Source organism: Pseudomonas sp. B21-048, assembly GCF_024748615.1.
In the GTDB taxonomy this organism is placed as follows: domain Bacteria; phylum Pseudomonadota; class Gammaproteobacteria; order Pseudomonadales; family Pseudomonadaceae; genus Aquipseudomonas.
This window is the reverse complement of record NZ_CP087168.1, coordinates 436483-458630: the sequence shown is the minus strand read 5'-3', so window position 1 is coordinate 458630 and position 22148 is coordinate 436483. Positions and strand designations below refer to the sequence as shown.

Here is a 22148-nt window from a genome sequence, read left to right as displayed (position 1 = left end):
CGGCACACCGATTTTTTGACCGGTTGCACCTTGGCCGCGAATGCTATTCAACAAAGTAAATAAGGTGCAACCAGTTTCGTGAGAATAAGTTGCACCTAGTCGGATTTTCCTTAAAAGGGTCGGTTTTCGCTCCTTTTTAGGGCGTTTTTCGGGTTTAACTAGAAGCAAAAACACCAAGCAGGCGCGGTAGGAAGATTGCCAAATTAATTTCCTGACGAGCTGCTTGTTGTTCCGAGAAAAAAAGGGTTGCACCCGGTTGCACCTCGACCAACGCGCGGCTAATCTTGCTGCCAGCTGATGCCACGCGGTCGTGGCAAACATGAGGATAAAAATATGGCTACCACCACCCTTGGGGTCAAACTTGACGACCCGACCCGCGAACGCCTCAAGGCCGCCGCGACCTCGATTGATCGCACGCCGCACTGGCTGATCAAGCAGGCAATTTTCAATTACCTGGAAAAACTCGAGGGTGGTGCAACCCTGTCCGAGCTGAACGGTTTGAACAGCAAGGAAGTTGACGAAGCGGGCGAGATCCACGTCGATCACGCGCATCAGTGCTTCCTGGAATTCGCTGAAAGCATCCTGCCGCAATCGGTGCTGCGCGCGTCTATCACCGCCGCCTACCGTCGCCCGGAACCTGAAGTGGTGCCCATGCTGATCGAGCAGGCGCGCCTGCCGGCCCCGATGGCCGACGCCACCAACAAGCTCGCCGCTTCGATTGCCGAGAAACTGCGCAATCAGAAAAGCGCCGGCGGCCGTGCCGGGATTGTTCAGGGCCTGTTGCAGGAATTTTCCCTGTCGTCCCAGGAAGGCGTGGCGCTGATGTGCCTGGCCGAAGCGCTGCTGCGCATCCCGGACAAAGGCACCCGTGACGCCCTGATTCGCGACAAGATCAGCACCGGCAACTGGCAGCCGCACTTGGGCAACAGCCCGTCACTGTTCGTCAATGCCGCCACTTGGGGCTTGCTGCTGACCGGCAAACTGGTCGCCACCCACAATGAAGCAGGCTTGACGTCGTCCCTGAGCCGCATCATCGGCAAGAGTGGCGAGCCGATGATCCGCAAGGGTGTCGACATGGCCATGCGCTTGATGGGCGAGCAGTTCGTCACCGGCGAAACCATCGCCGAAGCGCTGGCCAACGCCAGCAAGTTCGAAGCCAAGGGCTTCCGCTATTCCTATGACATGCTGGGTGAAGCCGCACTCACCGAACATGATGCCCAGAAATACCTGGCCTCGTACGAACAGGCCATCCACTCGATCGGCAAAGCCTCTCACGGTCGCGGGATTTATGAAGGCCCGGGCATTTCGATCAAGCTGTCCGCCTTGCACCCGCGTTACAGCCGCGCCCAGTACGAGCGTGTGATGGAAGAGCTGTACCCGCGCCTGCTGTCGCTGACTCTGTTGGCCAAGCAATACGACATCGGCCTGAACATCGACGCCGAAGAAGCCGACCGCCTCGAACTGTCGCTGGATCTGCTGGAGCGCCTGTGCTTCGAGCCGCAATTGACCGGCTGGAACGGCATCGGTTTCGTGATCCAGGCGTACCAGAAGCGTTGCCCATATGTGATCGACTACGTGATCGATCTGGCTCGCCGCAGCCGTCATCGCCTGATGATTCGTTTGGTGAAAGGCGCGTACTGGGACAGCGAAATCAAGCGCGCCCAGGTCGAAGGCCTGGAAGGCTATCCGGTCTATACCCGCAAGGTGTACACCGACGTTTCCTACATCGCCTGCGCACGCAAGTTGCTGTCGGTGCCGGAAGTCATCTACCCGCAGTTCGCCACGCACAATGCCCACACCTTGTCGGCCATCTACCACATCGCCGGTCAGAACTATTACCCCGGCCAGTACGAGTTCCAGTGCCTGCACGGCATGGGCGAACCGCTGTACGAACAGGTTGTAGGTAAAGTTTCCGAAGGCAAGCTGAACCGTCCGTGCCGCGTGTACGCACCGGTTGGCACGCACGAAACATTGCTGGCGTACCTGGTGCGTCGCCTGCTGGAAAACGGCGCAAACACCTCGTTCGTCAACCGTATCGCCGACCAGTCTATTTCGATTCAGGAGCTGGTGGCCGATCCAGTGGCCAGCATCGAGCAGATGGCGACGCTGGAAGGCGGCTTCGGCCTGCCGCACCCGCGTATCCCGCTGCCGCGTGATCTTTATGGTGCCGAGCGCGCCAACTCCAGCGGCATCGACATGGCCAACGAACATCGTCTGGCTTCCCTGTCGTGCGCCCTGCTGGCCACCGCTCACAACAACTGGAAAGCGGCGCCGATGCTCGGTTGCGCGTCCAGCACTGAAACCCCTGCGCCAGTCCTGAACCCGTCCGATCTGCGTGATGTGGTTGGCCATGTGCAGGAAGCCACCGTCGAAGACGTCGACAACGCGATCCAGTGCGCCCTGAAAGCCGCGCCGATCTGGCAGGCGACCCCGCCGGCAGAACGCGCCGCGATTCTGGAACGTGCCGCCGATTTGATGGAAGGCGAGATTCAGCCGCTGATGGGCCTGTTGGCTCGCGAAGCCGGCAAGACCTTCGCCAACGCCATCGCCGAAGTGCGTGAAGCCGTGGACTTCCTGCGTTACTACGCGGTGCAGGCGCGCAACGATTTCACCAACGATGCCCACCGCCCGTTGGGTCCGGTGGTCTGCATCAGCCCGTGGAACTTCCCGCTGGCAATCTTCAGTGGTCAGGTCGCTGCTGCCCTGGCCGCCGGTAACCCGGTACTGGCCAAACCTGCGGAACAAACCCCGCTGGTGGCTGCTCAAGCCGTGCGCTTGCTGATCGAAGCCGGGATTCCGGAAGGCGTGCTGCAACTGCTGCCGGGCCGCGGCGAAACTGTCGGCGCCCGTCTGGTCGGCGACGATCGCGTCAAAGGCGTGATGTTCACCGGCTCCACCGAAGTCGCTCGCTTGCTGCAACGCAACGTCGCCGGTCGTCTGGATGCTCAGGGTCGTCCGATTCCACTGATCGCTGAAACTGGCGGCCAGAACGCGATGATCGTCGACTCTTCGGCACTGACCGAACAAGTTGTGATCGACGTCGTATCCTCGGCTTTCGACAGCGCCGGTCAACGCTGCTCGGCGCTGCGTGTGCTGTGCCTGCAGGAAGATTCCGCCGACCGTGTCATCGAAATGCTCAGGGGCGCCATGGCGGAATGCCGTCTCGGTAATCCGGAGCGCCTGTCCGTGGACATCGGCCCGGTGATCGACGCCGAAGCCAAGGCAGGCATCGAGAAGCACATCCAGGCCATGCGCGACAAAGGTCGCAACGTGTATCAGGTGGCCATCGCCAACAGCGAAGAAGTCAAACGCGGCACCTTCGTGATGCCGACCCTGATCGAACTGGAAAGCTTCGACGAACTGCAACGGGAGATCTTCGGTCCGGTGCTGCACGTGGTTCGCTACAAGCGCAAAGACATCGACCAACTGATCGGCCAGATCAACGCGTCCGGCTACGGCCTGACCCTGGGCGTGCACACTCGCATCGACGAGACCATCGCCAAGGTGATCGACAACGTCAACGCCGGTAACGTCTACGTGAACCGCAACATCGTCGGCGCTGTGGTTGGCGTGCAACCGTTCGGCGGTGAAGGCCTGTCGGGTACTGGCCCGAAAGCCGGTGGCCCGCTGTACCTGTACCGCTTGCTGTCGACGCGTCCTACCGATGCGATCGAACAATCCTTCGCTCGCGGCGACGCTATCGCTGCACCGGACGTCCGCCTGCGTGATGCCATGAGCAAACCGCTGACTGCGCTGAAAGCCTGGGCCGACAGCAACAAGTTCGCTGACTTGAGCACCCTGTGTGCACAGTTCGCGGCGCAATCGCAGAGCGGCATCACCCGCGTACTGGCGGGCCCGACTGGCGAACGCAACAGCTACGCGATCCTGCCGCGCGAACACGTGCTGTGCCTGGCGGACGTCGAAGGCGATCTGCTGACCCAACTGGCTGCGGTATTGGCTGTAGGTGGTTCGGCGGTATGGCCAGACGCTGAACCGGGCAAGGCACTGTTCGCACGCCTGCCGAAAGAAGTTCAGACGCGGATCAAGCGGGTGGCCGACTGGACCAAGGACGAGGTGGTGATTGATGCGGTTCTGCATCATGGTCACTCCGACCAGTTGCGTGCGGTGTGCCAACAAGTGGCCAAGCGTGCCGGTGCGATTGTTGGGGTTCATGGTTTGTCGCAGGGCGAGACCAACATTGCGTTGGAGCGCCTGGTGATCGAGCGGGCGCTGAGCGTGAACACCGCTGCGGCGGGTGGTAATGCCAGTTTGATGACGATCGGCTGACACTCCACTGATCGTTCCCACGCTCCCGCGTGGGAATGCCTCCTGTGACGCTCTGCGTCACGTCGTTTGGGGACGCGGAGCGTCCCGGGCTGCATTCCCACGCGGAGCGTGGGAACGATCATGCCCTACCCTCGTTTTGCCCCTCCATCACGCTCATCAATCATCCTGTTCAACCTTTATTCCCACGCCTAGACTCGGTCCATTCCAAAAAAAGGTAGGCCGCCATGTCCGAGACGTTGCTCAGTTCCCGCAATCTGGCTTTCGAGCTGTATGAAGTCCTTGATGCCGAGGGCCTGACCCAACGTGAGCGGTTCGCCGAGCACAACCGCGAGACCTTCGATGCGGCCATCGGCACCGCCCGCAGCATCGCCGAGAAGTTCTTCGCTCCGCACAACCGCAAGGGCGACGAGAACGAACCGCGCTATGAGGACGGTCAGGCAATTCTGATTCCGGAAGTGAAACCGGCGGTGGATGCCTTCCTCGAAGCCGGTTTCCTCAATGCCGCGCGCAGTTTCGATGCCGGCGGCATGCAACTTCCTACGCTGCTGTCACAAGCGTGCTTTGCGCACTTTCAGTCGGCCAACGCGGCGTCGACCTCCTACCCGTTCCTGACCATGGGCGCGGCGAACCTGATCGAAAGCTTCGGCACCGATGAGCAGAAGCAGCGCTTCCTGCAACCGATGATCGACGGCCGCTTCTTCGGCACCATGGCCCTCACCGAACCGCATGCCGGCTCATCGCTGTCGGATATTCGTACACGCGCCGAGCCTGCGTCCGACGGCACGTATCGCCTGAAGGGCAACAAGATTTTCATCTCCGGCGGCGATCACCCATTGTCGGAAAACATCGTGCACATGGTGTTGGCCAAGCTGCCGGATGCACCGGCCGGGGTGAAGGGTATTTCGCTGTTTATCGTGCCCAAGTTTCTGGTCAACGATGACGGCAGACTCGGCCAGCGCAACGACGTGTTGCTGGCCGGGTTGTTCCACAAGATGGGCTGGCGCGGTACTACGTCCACCGCGCTGAACTTCGGCGACAACGGCGAGTGTGTCGGCTATCTGGTGGGCAAGCCGCACCATGGTTTGAGCTACATGTTCCAGATGATGAACGAGGCGCGGATCGGCGTCGGAATGGGCGCGGTGATGCTGGGTTATGCCGGTTACCTGTATTCCCTGGAGTACGCCCGCGAGCGTCCGCAAGGTCGGGTGCCAGATAGCAAGGATCCAACCACCGCCCCCGTGGCGATCATTCAGCATGCCGATGTCAAACGCATGCTGCTGACCCAGAAGGTTTATGTAGAAGGCGCGTTCGACCTTGGGCTGTACGCGGCGCGCCTGTTCGACGACACCACAACCCTTGAAGGCGAAGCCGAGCGCAAACAGGCCCATGAGCTACTGGATTTGCTGACGCCGATCGTCAAATCCTGGCCGTCGGAGTTTTGCCTGAAAGCCAACGAACTGGCGATCCAGATTCTCGGCGGTCATGGTTATACCCGTGAGTACCCGGTGGAGCAGTACTACCGCGACAACCGCCTGAACCCGATCCATGAAGGGACTCACGGCATTCAGTCGCTGGACTTGCTGGGGCGCAAGCTGGCGCAAAACGGGGGCGCGGGGCTCAAGCAACTGATCCGCCTGATTGCCAATACCGCCGAGCGGGCGCAGGTGTATGAATCGCTGACGCCACTGCGAGAACCGCTGGAGAAACTGGTGGCGCGCCTACAAGCGGTGACCATCGGCCTGCTGACCGATCTGGCTCAGGGCAAGGTCAACAGCAGCCTGGCGAACTCGGCGCTGTATCTGAAAGTGTTCGGGCATACGGTGATCGGCTGGCGCTGGCTGGAACAGGCGATTCGCGCCGAGGAAGGGCTGGCCAAAGGGAGCTCGGCGGATGTGAGCTTCTATAAAGGCAAGTTGCAGGCTGCGCGGTATTTCCTGACGTGGGAAGTGCCGGGCTGTCACCATGAGCTGGCGATTCTTGAGGCGCTGGATGATGTGTGTTTAACGATGCTGGACGAATGGTTCTGACAATCTTTCACTGATCGTTCCCACGCTCAGCGTGGGAATGCAGCCCGGGACGCTCCGCGCCCCTTTGCGATCGTGACGCAGAGCGTCACAGGAGGCATTCCTACGCGGAGCGTGGGAACGATCGGTTAGGTGAGTTTGAAACTGCTCATCTGCCGCGCCAAATCATCCGCCAACCGCTGCAACATCTGACAGTCTTCCCGACAAGTCCTGACCTCCTCCGCCGTAGCCCGCGCCAAATCGGAAATCCCCTGTACGTTGCGGTTGATCTCTTCCGTCACCGCCGACTGCTCTTCCGTCGCCGTCGCCACCTGATGGTTCATGTCGCTGATGCGCTCCACCTGCCCGGTAATTGCCGTCAACGACGCCCCGGTGCGCTGACTCGACTCAACACCCGTGCCGGTCGCCGCTTGCCCGGCGTGCATGGAAGACACCGCATTCTCCGCGCCCTGCTTGAGGCTGCCGATCATCTGCTGAATCTCGTCGGTAGACGACTGAGTCCGCCGCGCCAGGGTCCGCACTTCATCGGCCACCACGGCAAACCCGCGCCCCATGTCCCCGGCCCGCGCTGCTTCGATGGCGGCGTTGAGCGCCAGCAAATTGGTCTGCTCGGAAATCCCGCGAATCACCGCCAACACCTGATCGATGGACGCCACTTGATGAGCCAACTCGCCCACCGCACCGGCGGCGATGCCGATCTCGTCGGACATGCTTTCGATATGCCGGATCGACCCGCCCACTACTTCCCGCGCCTGCAGCGCTTCATCCCGCGCGGTTTGCGACGCGACGGCCGCATTGCCCGCGTTCTGAGCGATTTCCTGAACGGTCAGGCCCATTTCGTGGACGGCGGTGGCGACCATGTCAGTCATTTCCTGCTGACGTCCCGAGCGCTCCGCCGTGTTGTCCACCACCCGCGCCACCTGACCAACCGCCGTGCGCAAACGCTCACTGGTGGCCAGAACTTCGCCGATCATCTCACGCTGACTTTCCAGGAAGCGATTGAAGCCACGAGCGAGGTCACCCAGTTCATCGGCGCGGCTGGAATCTAACCGGTGGGTCAAATCTCCACCAGCGCTACCGATAGCGACCAGCGCCGCTGTTACCTGACGAATCGGTCGCACCAATCCACGGGCCAGCATCACCACCAGCACCAGGCAAACCAGCGTCACTGCCAGACCGATTCCGCTGCTCATCCACATCGCGCGCCGGGCTTCGGCGTAGATCTGCGACTGCGGCACTTCGGCCACCAAGGTCCAGCCCAGATCACGCAGCGGCAGACTCAATGCCAGAAAATCTTCGCCATCGCGGACAAAACTGCTGGTAGCGGACGCGGTGGAGGTAGAGAGCAGCCCCATGACCGCTTGTGCCGCCGGGGCGCCGATTTGTTCGATCAGCGTGCGTTTGCCGCTGAACTGCTCCTCGGGGTGAACCTGGATCAAACCGTCGGAACGCACAAGATAGACCTTGCCGCGCTCACCGAAGTTGAACTTGTGGATCAACCCCGACAGCTCTTTCATGCTCAGGCCAAGCCCGGCGACGCCCACGACTTTGCCGGCCTGCTCGACCTTGAGGTCGATGAACAGCGCCAATTCGCCGGAGGCGGTGTCATTGTCGATATTGAGGGTGCGCGGCTGGGTGCTGTCGAGGAAAGCATAGAACCAGGCGTCCTTTGGATTGGAGCGACTGAGGGTCCGGTCCAGGCCTTTTTCAGTGAAGTAATGGTTGGACGCGGTGCCGACAATAATCGCGGTAAAGGCTTTGTGCTCGGCGCGGATGCCTTCCAGATAGTTGACGAAGCCAGCAGTCTGGGCGCTGTTTTCACCTGCGGCCAACCAGTCACGCACCATGCTGTTACTGGCAATGTCCTTGGCGGCGGTAAGCGGTTGAACGAGGATGCGTTCGATGTCGTTGCGCATCGCTTCGATGCTCGACGGCAGCGCCTGCTCGACCAGATAGCGCTGGGCGAGGCGGTTGACCACGAGGGTATAAACGCCAACCACGATCAGAATACTGACCAGCAGGGCGGTGCCCATGCTCAGGATCAACTGCCACTGAATACTGCGTCGCCAGAACTGCATGGAGCACCCCCAAAGAATAAGAGGCTGAAACACTGCAACAGCCATGCCGATTGTATACAACTCAAACGACAATTTATTCTCTGGTTGTGCGCAAAGCTGATCAGGCTTGATTGATCGTCTTGGCGATCACTTCAACCGTGGCGCTGACTTGCTCTTGGTAACGGTCGAGTTCCTGCTTGTGTTGCTTTTGCATTTCGATCTGCTGCGAGCACAGATTCATCGCCGCCAACACCAGCAAGCGGTCACCGATCAGCGTCGGGTATTTCTTTTTGGTCTCGGCCAGGGCGGCCTTCAACATCAATGCGGCATCCAGCAGGGTCTGCTCTTCCCCGGCCGGCGCCTTGATCGAATAGTCCTCCCCCAGAATCGAGACGACTTTTACCCCTGCGGCGCCGTAACTCATGCGCTGACAGGGCCGGCGCTGACGCGCTCAACCAACGCCTGAATACGCGCGGCGGTGGCGCCTTGTTTCTCTTCCTGCTCCATCAGGCTCAGTTGCAGGCTCTCGTTTTCTTCCTTGACCTGTGCCAGCTCTGCGCTCAGGGATTGATGGGTGCCGAGCAGGGCCTGGTTCTGCTGCACCAGGTCGTTGACCAGTTGTTCCAATTGGCTAAGGGATGCTTCCAACATTTTGATTTTCCGGGCATTTTCAAAGGGCGCGTACGATAAAGAAAAGTCACCATGGATGCCAGGGTTATGCGGGCGCAAAGCCTTGATTTTCCTGGCGGTCGACCTTCCTCGTGAGCTTTAAAGACTGTGATTGATGGATCTGGTTCCTGCACTTCGTCGCCAGGGCCCTTGTGCGACAAAAACGCGCAACGCCTCAAGACTTCAGTCGTATGACCGATAAGTCATGCATACAGCAGTCTCAGCCTCGCACGGATGCGATTTTTTCGGTGAACACCATGTCCCTACGTAATATGAATATCGCACCGCGGGCGTTCCTCGGCTTCTCCTTGATTGGCGCAATGGTGCTGATCCTGGGTGTGTTCGCGCTGAACCAGATGAGCAAGATTCGCGGCGCCGCCGAGGAGATCACCTCCAACAGCGTACCGAGCATCAAAAGCCTCGACGACTTCACTCAACTGACCCTGCGCCTGCGCGTCCTGGCTTATCGCCTGTTGGTGAATCGCGAGCCGGACGTCCAGCAGAAAACCATGGACCTGCTGGACACCCGTAACCAGCAGATTCGAGCGGCTCAGAGCGCCTATGAAAAACTGATCGCCAGCCCGCAGGAACGTGCAGCCTATGATCAGTATGTGCAGTTAGTGGGTCAGTACCGCCAGATCGAAGACCGGATGAAGAGCCTGTCGCGCAACAATCAGGTCGAGGAACTGCGCACACTGGTCAACACCGATGTGCTGAACAACTCTGAAGCGATCAACACCGTGCTCAACCGTTTGCTGGAGATCAACACCCAGCAGGCCGACAACGCCAACCAGCAAGCTACCGACCAGTACTCGTCAGCCTTCAACCTGGTGGTGACCCTGCTGGTCATCGCCACCGGCCTGACCTTGCTATTCGCCTGGCTGTTGACCAACAGCATCACCAAGCCGATCGCCAACGCCTTGAGCGCTGCCGAAGAAATTGCCGAAGGCAACCTGACGCGGCCGATCACCGTCGATGGCGAAGATGAAGCCGGTCGTCTGCTCGCCGCGATGGCGAAGATGCAAGAAAAACTGCGCGACACCCTGCAACGGATTTCCGGTTCGGCCACACAACTGGCGTCTGCCGCGGAAGAACTCAACAGCGTCACCGACGAAAGCGCTCGTGGCCTGACTCAGCAAAATAACGAAATCGAACAGGCCGCCACCGCCGTCAATGAAATGACCAGCGCCGTGGAAGAAGTCGCCCGCAACGCCGTGAGCACCTCCGAAGCTTCGAAAAACGCCACCACTTCGGCGGGCGACGGTCGTGACCTGGTGCAGGAAACCGTGAGTGCCATCGAGCGCATGAGCACCGACGTACAGAGCACCGCCACCCTGATCGGCGATCTGGCCAACGAGTCGCGGGACATCGGCAAAGTACTGGACGTGATTCGCGGCTTGGCTGATCAGACCAATCTGTTGGCGTTGAACGCCGCCATCGAAGCGGCCCGTGCCGGTGAAGCCGGTCGTGGTTTCGCGGTCGTTGCCGACGAAGTGCGTGCCCTGGCCCATCGCACTCAACAGTCGACCAGCGAAATCGAGCGCATGATTGGCAGCATCCAGAGCGGCACCGAACACGCCGTGGATTCGATGCGCAACAGCACCGAGCGCGCCGAATCGACCTTGAACATCGCTCGCGGTGCAGGCATGTCGCTGGACACCATCAACAGCGCCATCGTCGAAATCAACGAGCGCAACCTGGTGATCGCCAGTGCAGCGGAAGAACAGGCGCAAGTGGCCCGTGAAGTGGACCGCAATCTGGTGAACATTCGTGACCTGTCGGTGCAATCGGCCACCGGTGCCAACCAGACGAGCGCGGCCAGCAACGAGCTGTCGCGCCTGGCGCTGGACCTGAACAACATGGTTGGGCGGTTTAGCCTGTAACCTGTGACTGATCGTTCCCACGCTCCGCGTGGGAATGCATCTATGGACGCTCCGCGTCCGCTCTTGGAACGCAGAGCGTCCCGGGCTGCATTCCCACGCGGAGCGTGGGAACGATCAGTCGACTCACGTTAAAAGCTTTTTGACAGCATCACATTTCAACAGGTTAGAATCGCTGGCACGCAGACTGCGTGGTCAGTTTGTGCCCGCCTTTAGTTTTCTGGAGTACTGCCTTTGAATGCGACGACCATCAACAGCCTGTTCTTGATCGGCGCGTTGCTGGTAGGTGCGAGCATTCTGGTGAGCTCACTTTCATCGCGCCTCGGTATCCCGATTCTGGTGATCATCCTCGCGGTGGGCATGTCGGCAGGGGTCGACGGCGCCGGGATTATTTTCGATAACTACCCAACGGCTTATCTGGTCGGCAACCTCGCTCTGGCAGTGATCCTGCTCGACGGCGGCTTGCGCACCCGGGTGGCGAGTTTTCGCGTGGCGTTATGGCCGGCGCTGTCGCTGGCCACGGTCGGTGTATTGATCACCACCGGACTGACCGGGATGGCGGCGGCGTGGTTGTTTGATCTCAATCTGATTCAGGGATTGCTGATCGGCGCCATCGTCGGCTCTACCGACGCCGCGGCCGTGTTTTCGCTGCTGGGCGGCAAGGGCCTGAACGAGCGGGTGAGCGCGAGCCTGGAGATCGAATCCGGCAGCAACGACCCGATGGCGGTGTTCCTCACCGTGACTCTGATCGACATGCTCGCCAGCGGCGAGACCGGCCTGCACTGGAATCTGCTCGTGCATTTGCTGCGCGAGTTCGGCATCGGCGGTGTGATCGGCCTCGGCGGGGGGTGGCTGATGCTGCAATTGGTTAACCGCATCAACCTGGCCACCGGCCTTTATCCGATTCTGGTCATCGCTGGCGGCCTGGTCGTGTTTGCCTTGACCAACGCCCTGCATGGCAGCGGCTTTTTGGCGGTGTACCTGTGTGGCCTGGTGATCGGCAACCGTCCGGTCCGCAGTCGCCACGGCATTTTGCATATGCTCGACGGCATGGCCTGGCTGGCCCAGATCGGCATGTTCCTGGTGCTGGGGCTGTTGGTCACGCCCCATGACCTGCTGCCGATTGCTTTGCCGGCGCTGGGCCTGGCGCTGTGGATGATTCTGTTTGCTCGTCCGCTGTCGGTGCTGGTCGGCCTGTTGCCCTTCAAGGCGTTCCATGGGCGTGAGAAAGCATTCATTTCCTGGGTTGGCCTGCGCGGCGCCGTACCGATCATTCTCGCGGTGTTCCCGCTGATGGCGGGGCTGCCCAACGCTCAGCTCTACTTCAATCTGGCGTTCTTTATTGTGCTGGTCTCGCTGCTGGTGCAAGGCACGAGCCTGCCCTGGGTTGCCAAGCTTTTGAAAGTGACTGTCCCGCCGGAGCCCCTGCCCATTTCCCGTTCGGCGCTGGAGGTGCATGTCACCAGCGAGTGGGAGCTGTTCGTGTATCGCCTCGGCGCCGAGAAATGGTGCATTGGATCCCCCCTTCGCGAGTTGAAAATGCCCGAAGGAACCCGTATCGCCGCCCTGTTTCGTGGCCAACAACTGCTCCACCCGTCGGGTAGTACAGTGCTCGAAGTCGATGATTTGCTCTGTGTAATAGGCCATGAACATAACCTTCCGGCCCTCGGAAAACTCTTCAGTCAGGCACCGCAAAGGGGTCTTGATTTGCGCTTCTTCGGCGACTTCGTACTCGAAGGAGACGCCCAGCTGAGCGCGGTTGCTGCACTGTATGGGCTGAAAGTCGAAGGTATCGATCCCAACATGTCCCTGGGCCACTTCATTGCCCAGAAAGTGGGCGGTGCCCCGGTAGTCGGTGACCAGGTTGAGTGGAACAACACCCTCTGGACCGTCGCTGTCATGGAAGGGAACAAGATTGGTAAAGTGGGCGTCAGATTCCCCGAAGGAAGTCGCCCCGGTCCCGGCTTGTTCCTCTAAACTCCACCCTCGTCTCGTTTTCGATCGGTCTTTATGTCAACTCTGCGCACTTTTTTCATCATGGCCCTGCTGGGCTTGAGCCTTTCCATCAGCCCACTGCAAGCCGCCGAACCACCCTCCAGCGCAGCCGTGCAGGCGAGCCTGGACAAGATCGCCGACCGCAAACTGCCGGAAGCCGATCAGAAAGCCCTGCAAGCGGTCCTGCAGAACACGCTCACCCAGCTCAACAACCAGCGTGATCGCGATCAGAAGCTGATCGATCTCAGGCAGCAGTTGGCCAGCGCGCCAAAGCAGAACATCGAAAACCAGCGCGAGTTGGCCCGTCTCAAGGCCACCAAAGTCGTACCGGTGGCGCAACGCTATACCAAAGAGTCTATTCAGCAGTTGGAACAACTGCTCACCGAACGTTCCACGCAGCAAAGCGATCTGCAAAAAGCCCTGGCCGAAGCGAACAGCCTGATCATCACCGCCCAGACTCGCCCCGAACGCGCCCAGGCCGAAATTTCCGCCAGCCAGACTCGCATCCAGCAGATCAACAACATCCTCAAGCTCGGCAAGGACAACGGTAAGACCTTGACGCCGGAGCAACGCGATCAGCTCAACGCCGAACTCGCGGCACTGAACGCCTTGATCCCGTTGCGTCGCCAGGAACTGGCCGGCAACAGCCAGTTGCAGGATTTGGGCAACAGTCAGCATGACTTGCTCTCAGAGAAATCCGATCGTCTGGACCAGGAAATCCAGGACCTGCAAACCCTGATCAACCAGAAACGCCTGGCCCAGTCGCAAGAGACGGTGACCCAACAATCCATCGAAGCGCAGAAGGCCGGCGGCAGCAGCCTGCTGGCCACCGAAAGCGCGGCCAACCTGAAGCTCTCCGACTATCTGCTTAAAAGCACCGACCGTCTCAACGAAGTCACCCAACAGAACCTGCAGACCAAGCAGCAACTGGACAGCGTGACCCAAAGCGACTCGGCGCTGGACGAACAGATCAACGTGCTCAAGGGCAGTCTGCTGCTCTCCAAGATTCTCTACAAACAGAAACAGGCCCTGCCGCGCCTCAGGCTCGACCGCGATCTGGCCGACCAGATCGCCGATATTCGCCTGTATCAGTTCGAAGTCAGCCAGCAACGGGAACTGCTCAGCAACCCGATAACCTATGTCGACAACCTGCTGGCGACTCAACCGCCCGAGCAAGTCACCCCGCAACTGCGCAAGAGCCTGCTGGAACTGGCCACTACCCGCGCGGACCTGCTGGAGCGTTTGAATCGCGAACTGAGCGCGGTGCTCAACGAATCCATCACGCTGCAACTCAACCAGAAACAACTGCTCAGCACCGCGCAAAGCTTAAGGGCTACGCTGGACGAGCAAATGTTCTGGATTCCCAGCAACAAGCCGCTGGATTTTGAGTGGATGCACGGCGTGCCGGACCGCCTGCAACGTCAAGTCACCACCTTGCCGTGGGCCTCGAGCCTGAGCGAACTGACCGATGGCCTGACACAACGGCCACTGCTGTTCCTGCCGCTGGCCTTTCTGATCGGTGCGCTGCTCTGGCGCCGCAAGAATCTCTATGCCCGTCTGAACAAAGTTCACCTGGACATCGGCCATTTCAAACGCGACAGCCAGTGGCACACACCGCAAGCGATTCTGATCAACATCCTGCTGGCGATGCCGGTCTCTCTGGGCCTGGCCTTATGCGGCCTGGCCTTGCAGATCGACGCTCGCGGGCAGAACGCCAACATGGGCGCGGCGCTGTTGCAAATGGCCCAGGCCTGGCTGGTGTTCTACACCGCCTACCGCATTCTTGCGCCGGGTGGCGTGGCCGAACTGCATTTCCGCTGGGAAAAACCTCAGGTCGAATTCCTTCAGGGCTGGATTCGCCGGCTCGGGCTGGTGGTGATGGCCTTGGTGACCGTGGTGGCGGTCGCTGAACTGCAACCGGCGGCGCTGGCCGATGATGTGCTAGGCATGCCGGTGGTGCTGACCTGCTACGCCTTGATGGCCTGGCTGCTCAGTCGCCTGCTGGTCAGCAGCCCGACTCACCAGAATGCTTCGCTGTTCCGCAAGGCCGTGGGAATCATGTTCACTGTCTTGCCGATCGCCTTGTTCGTCGCTGTGTGCTTCGGCTACTACTACACCGCGCTGAAACTCAGCGACCGGTTGATCAACACGCTGTACTTGCTGATGTTCTGGCTGGTCATCGAAGCGACCTTCGTGCGCGGCCTCAGTGTTGCGGCGCGGCGCCTGGCCTATCAGCGCGCGCTGACCAAACGACAGGCTGCGAAAGAGGCCGGCGACGGTGAAGCGGTGATCGAAGAGCCGACCCTGGACATCGAGAAGGTCAACGAGCAATCCCTGCGACTGATTCGCCTGGCCCTGCTCGGCGGTTTTATCGCGGCGCTGTACTGGGTCTGGTCCGATCTGATCTCGGTATTCTCGTACCTGGACAACATCACCCTCTACGAATACACAAGCGGCACCGGCGCCAACATGAGCATGGTGCCCATCAGCATCGGCGACATGCTGGGCGCGCTGATCATCATCGGTATCACCTTTGCACTGGCGCGCAACTTGCCAGGTCTGCTGGAAGTGTTTGTGCTGTCGAAACTGAACCTGGCTCAGGGCAGCGCCTACGCCACTACCACGCTGCTGTCCTATGTGATCGCCGGTGTCGGTTTCGTCTCGACCCTGTCCACGCTCGGCGTGAGCTGGGACAAGTTGCAATGGCTGGTGGCGGCGCTGTCGGTCGGTCTCGGTTTCGGGATGCAGGAGATTTTCGCCAACTTCATCTCCGGCATCATGATCCTGTTCGAACGCCCGGTGCGGATCGGTGACACCATCACCATCGGCAACCTGTCGGGCACGGTGAGCAAGATCCGCATCCGCGCCACGACCATCACCGACTTCGACCGCAAGGACATCATCGTCCCGAACAAGACGTTCATCACCGGGCAACTGATCAACTGGTCGCTGACCGACACCATCACCCGAGTGACCCTCAAGCTCGGCGTCGACTACGGCTCGGACCTGGACCTGGTGAAAGAGCTGCTGCTCAAAGCTGCCCGGGATAACCCGCGCGTGCTGAAGGACCCGGAACCCCACGTGTACTTCCTGAACTTCGGTGAAAGCACCCTTGATCACGAATTGCGCATGCATGTGCGCGATCTTGGCGACCGCAACCCGGTACTTGATGAGGTCAACCGCTTTATCAATCGCGAGTTCAAGAAGCAGAAAATCAACATCTCGTTCCGGCAGATGGAGGTCTACCTCAAGAACCTTCACGGCCAGGAATACAAGATGGTGCCGGTTGAGCCGGAAACCAAAACCATCGTGCCGCTGCCCGACGGCAATCCGCGGCGAGAGCCGCCGCCTGTCGAACTCGACTAACCGCTCTATCCCTAGCAGAATGCTCGGACATTCTGCTGGAGATGGCCGTTGAAAGCCCTCGACGAACTGACCTTCGACAATCGCTTCGCCCGTTTGGGCGACGCGTTTTCAACCCATGTACTGCCCGAGCCCATCGCCGCTCCGCGACTGGTGGTCGCCAGCCCCGCCGCCATGGCATTGCTGGACCTGGACCCGGCCGAAGCCGAGACGCCGGTGTTCGCCGAGCTGTTCGGCGGTCACAAGCTCTGGGCCGAAGCCGAGCCACGGGCGATGGTCTATTCCGGGCATCAGTTCGGCTCTTACAACCCGCAGTTGGGCGACGGTCGTGGCCTGTTACTGGGTGAGGTCTATAACCAGGCCGGCGAGCATTGGGACCTGCACCTCAAGGGCGCCGGTCAGACGCCTTACTCACGCATGGGCGATGGACGGGCAGTGCTGCGTTCGTCGATCCGCGAATTTCTCGCCTCCGAAGCCTTGCATGCCCTGAACATTCCCACCACTCGCGCACTGTGCGTGATCGGCTCCGACACGCCGGTCTGGCGCGAGAAACAGGAACGCGCGGCCATGGTCTTGCGCCTGGCACCGAGCCATGTGCGCTTCGGGCATTTCGAATTTTTCTACTACACCAAGCGCCCCGAGCAGCAGAAAGAACTCGGCAACCATGTGCTGGCCATGCATTTCCCGCACTGCCTGGAACAGCCGGAACCGTATCTGGCGATGTTCCGCGAAATCGTCGAGCGCAATGCCGAACTGATCGCCAAATGGCAGGCCTATGGGTTCTGCCACGGTGTGATGAACACTGACAACATGTCGATCCTGGGCATCACCTTCGACTTCGGCCCGTTCGCCTTCCTCGACGACTTCGACGCCCACTTCATCTGCAACCACTCCGATGACCAGGGCCGCTACTCCTTCAGCAACCAGGTACCGATCGGCCAGTGGAACCTCAGCGCCCTCGCCCAGGCCCTGACGCCGTTCATCAGCGTCGAAGCCCTGCGCGAAACCCTCGGCCTGTACCTGCCACTGTTCCAGGCCCACTACCTGGACCTGATGCGCCGCCGCCTCGGCCTCACCACCGCCGAAGACGACGACCAGAAACTGCTGGAGCACCTGCTGCAACTGATGCAGAACAGCGGCGTCGACTACAGCCTGTTCTTCCGCCGCCTGGGGGATGAGTCACCCGAACTGGCCGTCGCCCGTTTGCGCGATGACTTCGTCGACATCAAGGGCTTCGATGCGTGGGGCGCGCTCTACATCGCCCGGGTTGCTCGTGAAGGCGCGGTTGATCAGGATCAGCGCCGCAAACGAATGCATGCGGTCAATCCGCTGTACATCCTGCGTAACTATCTGGCGCAGAAAGCCATCGATGCGGCGGAAGGCGGCGACTATGCGGAAGTTCGTCGTTTGCACGCGGTATTGAGCAATCCGTTCGAGGAGCAGCCTGGAATGGAGAGCTATGCCGAGCGGCCGCCGGAGTGGGGCAAGCATCTGGAGATCAGTTGTTCGTCGTAGGCGGGTCAGATAAACGTCTCCACTGACACACCAAAGCGTTCGGCTAACCAGCGGATCTGCCGCAGGTTGAGCTGACGCTTGCCGCTCAATATCTCGGAAACCACCGACTGAGTGCCAACGCCAGGCAGGTCGCTCTGGCTGAGGCCATGTTCGCGCATCATATAGCCGAGAACCTCTGCACCAGAGGCCTCGCGCATGGGGTGATGCTTGCGATCCCATTCCGCAATCCAGTCACCAATGATGTCCACCAAGCTCATCAACGGGTGCGACTCATCATCCCCGGTCATCTCAAGCAACTCATCGAGTGCCTGCGCCAACCTGTCGTAGTCGTCTTCGTTTTTCGGTTTTCGAAGCAATGGCGAGACGAACTCCCAATGCTCGGCAGCCTTTTTGATCAGAACACTCATGACCGTCCCTCCTTCCATTTACCGCGGTCATATTCGCGGTGATCCAGCACATGCTTGATATAAAGCTTTTGAGACCGATACCTGACGAAAGCGATCAGCCGCAACTTGTTGCTACCGATGTCGAACACATGAAACTCGCCGACTTTGTCAGTCGCGGGGAAAATCGACTTCATCGCCGCGAAGTCTCTTGGGTTACTCCCTTTGGCAAGTCGATACCACTGCTCCAGTGCATTGGCTGCCCGCGGCCACTTTTCCTTGGCCTCACGGACTGGTTTTTCGGTGAACACATGCATGCAATATCCTTATCGCATTCTGCTATGGAGGTTAATCACAGATAAAAAATATCGCAAGTTGCGATAATTCTAAGCGGACTAACGGTGTCGCTCAGTACAACCCAGCCTAGTTACATCGCAGGACGCCACACGATTGAAAACATGAGCAAACGTCTCCAAATAGAGGTAATCGGCTTCTTAACAGGACCATCCTCATGACCGATCCACTCCTCATCCCCTGCCCCCACTGCAACGGCCTGAACCGCATCCCCGCCGAACGCCTCAACGACCATCCAAAATGCGGTCGCTGCAAGGCCGAAGTCCTGCTGAACAAGCCATTCGAATTGAAACAAGGCGACTACGCCAGTCAAATCAAGGGCGACCTGCCGTTGCTGGTGGATGTGTGGGCGGACTGGTGCGGGCCGTGCAAGTCGTTTGCGCCAGTGTTCGAGCAGGCGGCGGGGCAACTGGCGGGCAAATGTCGGTTGGCCAAGCTGGACAGCGAGGCGAATCAGCAGTTGTCGGCGCAGTTGGGGATTCGCTCGATCCCGAGCCTGATTCTGTTCAAGAACGGCCGGGAAGTGGCTCGCCAGAGCGGGGCCTTCCCGTTACCGCAATTGATGAGCTGGTTGCGTAGCCAGGGGATCTGATAACGATCCCGAAATCCCCGAACACTGTAGGAGCGAGGCTTGCCCGCGAAGGCGGTTTAACAATCAAAGATGATGTTGAATGTTATGACCACTTCGCGGGCAAGCCTCGCTCCCACAGGGGCAATCAGGCGTTTTCGAGAAGGTTGTGCAGATCGACAAATTGCTGGGTCAGCTTGTGCCGCGGGTCGAGGTGGATCAGCGGCGTGTTGGCCTGGTGGGATTCGCGCATGCGCACCGAACTGGCCAGGTACACCGGTAACACCGGCAGCCCTTCGGCGATCAGCTCGTCGAGGATTTGCTGGGGCAGGCTCGCGCGGGCCTGAAACTGGTTGACGACGATGCCTTCGACTTCCAGCCCTTCGTTGTGGTCCTCCTTCAATTCTTCGATTTCCGCCAGCAAGCCATACAGCGCCTGACGCGAGAAACTGTCGCAGTCGAAGGGAATCAGCACACGATCAGCAGCGATCAACGCCGAGACGGCATAGAAATTCAGCGCTGGCGGCGTATCGAGGTAGATTCGGTCGTAATCGCCGTCCAGCTCCTCGAGCAATTTTCGCAGCTTGTTGATCTTGTGCTTGGCCTCAAGCTTGGGCTGCAAGTCAGCCAGCTCGGCGGTGGCGGTGACAACGTGAAGGTTGTCGAACGGGGTTTCGTAGATGTCGACCTGGTTCTTCTTCGAGAATGGCCCGGAGGACAGGGTCTGCTTGAAGAAATCGGCGATGCCCATCGGGATATCATCACCGGTGAGTCCCGTCAGGTATTGAGTGGAGTTGGCTTGGGCATCGAGATCCACCAATAGCGTGCGATAGCCTTCGCTGGCGCTGACTGCCGCCAGATTACAGGCAATGCTTGACTTGCCCACGCCACCTTTCTGATTGAACACCACGCGCCGCATGTCAAAACCTCCGTGTATCAAAGAATGACCGAGTGTAGTAGTCCATGGCGCTGCTTAGCTACCTCGCTGGCATCGGGACTACATAGTCATGGGTAAATATCCGGCGGAAAAAGCCTCCAACTCATCCATCTACAGCCGATAGAGCCGACAGACACGTCCGATGCAATGTGGATAATGGCCAAACGACATCTTTTTTCGCGAACCAGACAGTACATTTCGTTGCGCAAAATGTAACCAGCATTTGCTACACGCCTGCCGCACCGGGATAATGCGCGCCACTCGGCGTTAACGCCACGTAAGGTCAGTCGCGGTTTTTGCGACTCGCCGCGTCAAGGAAGCCCCGCAGGGGCGGGATTGAATTTCTGTGATCAACTTCAACATCGCCCAATGGCGCGCATGGGCCCCAGGGCTTGAAAGCGTGGATGATTGGCAGGCCTGGAGCCGACAGCCGGTCGTGCTCGAGCGCAGCGATGCCGCCCCCGATGTGTCGTTTCTGCCGGCTATGCAGCGTCGGCGACTCAGCCGTCTGGCGCGGATGGCATTCAGCGTCGGCTGGCCTTTGGCTGAAGGTTGCCAGGACCTGCCGTTGGTCTTTATTTCCCGTCACGGCGAAACCCCGCGCACCTTCGAAATTCTCAGCGATCTGGCGACTGACCAACCGTTGTCACCTACCCAGTTCAGCCTGTCGGTGCATAACGCGATCATTGGCCTATGGTCAATCATGCGCGGCGAAACCAGCGAAATGACCGCCCTCGCCGCGGCTGGCGATGGTCTTGAACACGGCATGCTAGAGGCCGCTGCACTGCTTGAAGAAGGCGCACCCGCCGTATTGCTTATAGTGACCGAAGAGCAGCCGCCCGCGGTCTACTCGACCTGGATCGACGACGTGCCATTCCCTTACGCGGTCGGCCTGTTGATCACCCCCGGTAATCAATGGCAGCTGTCGCTGAACAGCACCTCGCAAGCGTTGTCCAACGCCCACTGGCCACATGCCCTCAATCTCTTGCGTACCTTGCTCGGCCAGCAAACCACCTGCCAACATGCCTGGAAAAATCGTGTATGGACCTGGCAACGCAATCTGTAACCGATAAAAACCGCGACGCCTACTACTGGCGCCTGCTGGCCACTGCCGCAAGCTTCACCCTGTTCGGGTTGGGCGGGCTGTGCCTGCGGTTGGTGGTGTTCCCACTGCTGAGCTGCTTGCCGGGAGACGTTCATACCCATCGTCAGCGGGCACGACAGACGGTGAGCCACTGTTTCTGGTTTTTCATTCGTTTCATGGCTCGCACTGGCGTGCTGACTTACGACATTCAAGGGGCGGAAAAGCTCGGACGACCGGGCCAGATGATCATCGCCAACCATCCCTCGCTGATCGATGTAGTGTTCCTGATCGGCCTGGTAGGTCATGCCAACTGCGTGGTCAAGAAAAACCTCTGGGAAAATCCGTTCACCCGCGGTCCGCTACGCCGCACCGATTACATCAGCAACGATGGCAGCATGGACATGCTCAATGCTGCTGCCGACGCACTGAAAAGCGGTCAGACCCTGATCATCTTTCCCGAAGGCACTCGCACCCAGCCCGGCCAACCGCCGGCCTTTCATCGGGGGGGCGCGGCAATTGCCCTGCGCGGTGCGAGAATCCTCACCCCGGTGATCATCAAGGTCAGCCCGACCACACTAACCAAGGCCGAACCCTGGTATCGGATTCCAAAACGCCGCGTGCACTTCAGTTTTCGTGTCGGTGCCGATATAGAGCCACAGGCTTTCGCTACGCAAGGACCCGCTCCTCAGGCCTCGCGCAAGCTCAACGACTATTTGCACTCTTACTTTATCAAGGAGCTCGCCGAAGATGAGCGATCTACAACCTAATAGCCTGATGCTGGAAATCAAAGAATTGATCATCGACGCCCTGGGCCTCGAAGACATCAGCGTCGACGACATCGGTGATGACCAGACACTGTTCAGCGAAGGCCTGGGCCTGGACTCGGTAGACGCCCTGGAACTCGGCCTGGCGATCCAGAAAAAGTACGGCATCAAAATCGATGCCGACGCCAAGGACACCCGTAATCACTTCACCAACGTGGCGAGCCTTGCGGCGTTCGTCACTGCAAAACAGGCAGCTTGAGACCGGACC

Annotated in this window: 16 protein-coding genes and 2 pseudogenes; 11 read left to right on the top strand and 7 right to left on the bottom strand. The window is 59.7% G+C overall.

What is annotated here, in order from left to right:
- Positions 1-333: 333 nt before the first annotated feature.
- Positions 334-4287, top strand: a complete 3954-nt coding sequence (putA, locus tag LOY56_RS02100; protein ID WP_258619318.1) for a trifunctional transcriptional regulator/proline dehydrogenase/L-glutamate gamma-semialdehyde dehydrogenase — start codon at positions 334-336, stop codon at positions 4285-4287.
- A gap of 224 nt (positions 4288-4511) precedes the next feature.
- Positions 4512-6314, top strand: coding sequence for an acyl-CoA dehydrogenase (locus LOY56_RS02095; RefSeq protein ID WP_258619313.1), 1803 nt, complete (start codon positions 4512-4514; stop codon positions 6312-6314).
- A 125-nt stretch (positions 6315-6439) separates the two neighbouring features.
- Here LOY56_RS02095 and LOY56_RS26920 read toward each other — a convergent pair whose 3' ends face one another.
- The 4 genes and pseudogenes from LOY56_RS26920 to LOY56_RS02080 form a co-directional block, all read right to left on the bottom strand.
- Entirely contained in the window at positions 6440-7171 is a 732-nt protein-coding gene (locus tag LOY56_RS26920; RefSeq protein WP_408980369.1) for a methyl-accepting chemotaxis protein, read from the bottom strand.
- A gap of 132 nt (positions 7172-7303) precedes the next feature.
- A pseudogene (locus LOY56_RS26915) lies at positions 7304-8344 on the bottom strand (cache domain-containing protein); the annotation flags it as partial.
- 145 nt (positions 8345-8489) lie between these two features.
- Complete coding sequence (locus LOY56_RS02085) at positions 8490-8792, bottom strand: cell division protein ZapA (protein ID WP_258619310.1); 303 nt, start codon at positions 8790-8792, stop codon at positions 8490-8492.
- On the bottom strand, positions 8789-9019 hold the full coding sequence (locus tag LOY56_RS02080; protein ID WP_258619309.1) for a hypothetical protein: 231 nt from the start codon (positions 9017-9019) through the stop codon (positions 8789-8791). Before LOY56_RS02080 ends, LOY56_RS02085 begins: the two co-directional genes overlap by 4 nt.
- Positions 9020-9228: 209 nt before the next feature.
- On the opposite strand from LOY56_RS02080, the pseudogene LOY56_RS26910 reads away from it, so the two are divergent.
- The 5 genes and pseudogenes from LOY56_RS26910 to selO all read left to right on the top strand — a co-directional run.
- Positions 9229-10065, top strand: a pseudogene (locus LOY56_RS26910) (MCP four helix bundle domain-containing protein); the annotation flags it as partial.
- The gene (locus LOY56_RS26905) at positions 10048-10920 is read left to right on the top strand and encodes a methyl-accepting chemotaxis protein (protein WP_371857422.1); all 873 of its coding nucleotides are present in this window, start codon (positions 10048-10050) and stop codon (positions 10918-10920) included. The pseudogene LOY56_RS26910 and the gene LOY56_RS26905, both read left to right, overlap by 18 nt.
- A 231-nt stretch (positions 10921-11151) precedes the next feature.
- Positions 11152-12894: a potassium/proton antiporter gene (locus tag LOY56_RS02070; RefSeq protein WP_258619307.1), complete on the top strand. Its 1743-nt coding sequence runs from the start codon at positions 11152-11154 to the stop codon at positions 12892-12894.
- A gap of 33 nt (positions 12895-12927) precedes the next feature.
- Positions 12928-16278 carry a mechanosensitive channel MscK gene (gene mscK, locus LOY56_RS02065; RefSeq protein WP_258619306.1) on the top strand — a complete coding sequence of 1117 codons (3351 nt, stop codon included), beginning with the start codon at positions 12928-12930 and terminating at the stop codon, positions 16276-16278.
- Between the two features lie 48 nt (positions 16279-16326).
- Positions 16327-17790 carry a protein adenylyltransferase SelO gene (selO, locus tag LOY56_RS02060; RefSeq protein ID WP_258619305.1) on the top strand — a complete coding sequence of 488 codons (1464 nt, stop codon included), beginning with the start codon at positions 16327-16329 and terminating at the stop codon, positions 17788-17790.
- A 5-nt stretch (positions 17791-17795) separates the two neighbouring features.
- On the opposite strand, the gene LOY56_RS02055 is transcribed toward selO, so the two are convergent.
- Together LOY56_RS02055 and LOY56_RS02050 are read right to left on the bottom strand one after the other, a co-directional pair.
- Positions 17796-18197, bottom strand: coding sequence for a type II toxin-antitoxin system HigA family antitoxin (locus LOY56_RS02055; RefSeq protein ID WP_123721552.1), 402 nt, complete (start codon positions 18195-18197; stop codon positions 17796-17798).
- Positions 18194-18490: a type II toxin-antitoxin system HigB family toxin gene (locus LOY56_RS02050; protein ID WP_258619301.1), complete on the bottom strand. Its 297-nt coding sequence runs from the start codon at positions 18488-18490 to the stop codon at positions 18194-18196. The genes LOY56_RS02055 and LOY56_RS02050 overlap by 4 nt, the downstream gene beginning before the upstream one ends.
- Before the next feature lie 194 nt (positions 18491-18684).
- Here LOY56_RS02050 and trxC point away from each other — a divergent pair, with 194 nt between their 5' ends.
- Positions 18685-19119, top strand: coding sequence for a thioredoxin TrxC (trxC, locus tag LOY56_RS02045; RefSeq protein WP_030129872.1), 435 nt, complete (start codon positions 18685-18687; stop codon positions 19117-19119).
- A gap of 124 nt (positions 19120-19243) precedes the next feature.
- Here the strand turns inward: trxC and LOY56_RS02040 are convergent, their stop codons facing one another.
- Entirely contained in the window at positions 19244-20014 is a 771-nt protein-coding gene (locus LOY56_RS02040; protein ID WP_008009127.1) for a ParA family protein, read from the bottom strand.
- Positions 20015-20372: 358 nt separating this feature from the next.
- Here LOY56_RS02040 and LOY56_RS02035 point away from each other — a divergent pair, with 358 nt between their 5' ends.
- Genes LOY56_RS02035 through LOY56_RS02025 form a run of 3 tightly spaced genes read left to right on the top strand, consistent with a single transcriptional unit; the run spans position 20373 to position 22139 of the window.
- Positions 20373-21098 carry a beta-ketoacyl synthase chain length factor gene (locus tag LOY56_RS02035; RefSeq protein WP_258622556.1) on the top strand — a complete coding sequence of 242 codons (726 nt, stop codon included), beginning with the start codon at positions 20373-20375 and terminating at the stop codon, positions 21096-21098.
- Positions 21074-21883, top strand: a complete 810-nt coding sequence (locus tag LOY56_RS02030) for a 1-acyl-sn-glycerol-3-phosphate acyltransferase (protein ID WP_258619299.1) — start codon at positions 21074-21076, stop codon at positions 21881-21883. The genes LOY56_RS02035 and LOY56_RS02030 overlap by 25 nt, the downstream gene beginning before the upstream one ends.
- Positions 21864-22139 (top strand): phosphopantetheine-binding protein, encoded by a 276-nt coding sequence (locus LOY56_RS02025; protein ID WP_258619298.1) that lies wholly within the window; start codon positions 21864-21866, stop codon positions 22137-22139. Before LOY56_RS02030 ends, LOY56_RS02025 begins: the two co-directional genes overlap by 20 nt.
- Positions 22140-22148 lie beyond the last annotated feature (9 nt).

What these genes read in the sequence shown, in the direction of transcription:
- LOY56_RS02095 (WP_258619313.1), top strand. Translation starts at nt 4,512, where the DNA reads ATGTCCGAGACGTTGCTCAGTTCCCGCAATCTGGCTTTCGAGCTGTAT.
- LOY56_RS02040 (WP_008009127.1), bottom strand. Translation starts at nt 20,014, where the DNA reads ATGCGGCGCGTGGTGTTCAATCAGAAAGGTGGCGTGGGCAAGTCAAGC.
- LOY56_RS02085 (WP_258619310.1), bottom strand. Translation starts at nt 8,792, where the DNA reads ATGAGTTACGGCGCCGCAGGGGTAAAAGTCGTCTCGATTCTGGGGGAG.
- LOY56_RS26920 (WP_408980369.1), bottom strand. Translation starts at nt 7,171, where the DNA reads ATGGTCGCCACCGCCGTCCACGAAATGGGCCTGACCGTTCAGGAAATC.
- LOY56_RS02055 (WP_123721552.1), bottom strand. Translation starts at nt 18,197, where the DNA reads ATGAGTGTTCTGATCAAAAAGGCTGCCGAGCATTGGGAGTTCGTCTCG.
- LOY56_RS02050 (WP_258619301.1), bottom strand. Translation starts at nt 18,490, where the DNA reads ATGCATGTGTTCACCGAAAAACCAGTCCGTGAGGCCAAGGAAAAGTGG.
- trxC (WP_030129872.1), top strand. Translation starts at nt 18,685, where the DNA reads ATGACCGATCCACTCCTCATCCCCTGCCCCCACTGCAACGGCCTGAAC.
- LOY56_RS02030 (WP_258619299.1), top strand. Translation starts at nt 21,074, where the DNA reads ATGGACCTGGCAACGCAATCTGTAACCGATAAAAACCGCGACGCCTAC.
- mscK (WP_258619306.1), top strand. Translation starts at nt 12,928, where the DNA reads ATGTCAACTCTGCGCACTTTTTTCATCATGGCCCTGCTGGGCTTGAGC.
- LOY56_RS02025 (WP_258619298.1), top strand. Translation starts at nt 21,864, where the DNA reads ATGAGCGATCTACAACCTAATAGCCTGATGCTGGAAATCAAAGAATTG.
- LOY56_RS02080 (WP_258619309.1), bottom strand. Translation starts at nt 9,019, where the DNA reads ATGTTGGAAGCATCCCTTAGCCAATTGGAACAACTGGTCAACGACCTG.
- putA (WP_258619318.1), top strand. Translation starts at nt 334, where the DNA reads ATGGCTACCACCACCCTTGGGGTCAAACTTGACGACCCGACCCGCGAA.
- LOY56_RS26905 (WP_371857422.1), top strand. Translation starts at nt 10,048, where the DNA reads ATGGCGAAGATGCAAGAAAAACTGCGCGACACCCTGCAACGGATTTCC.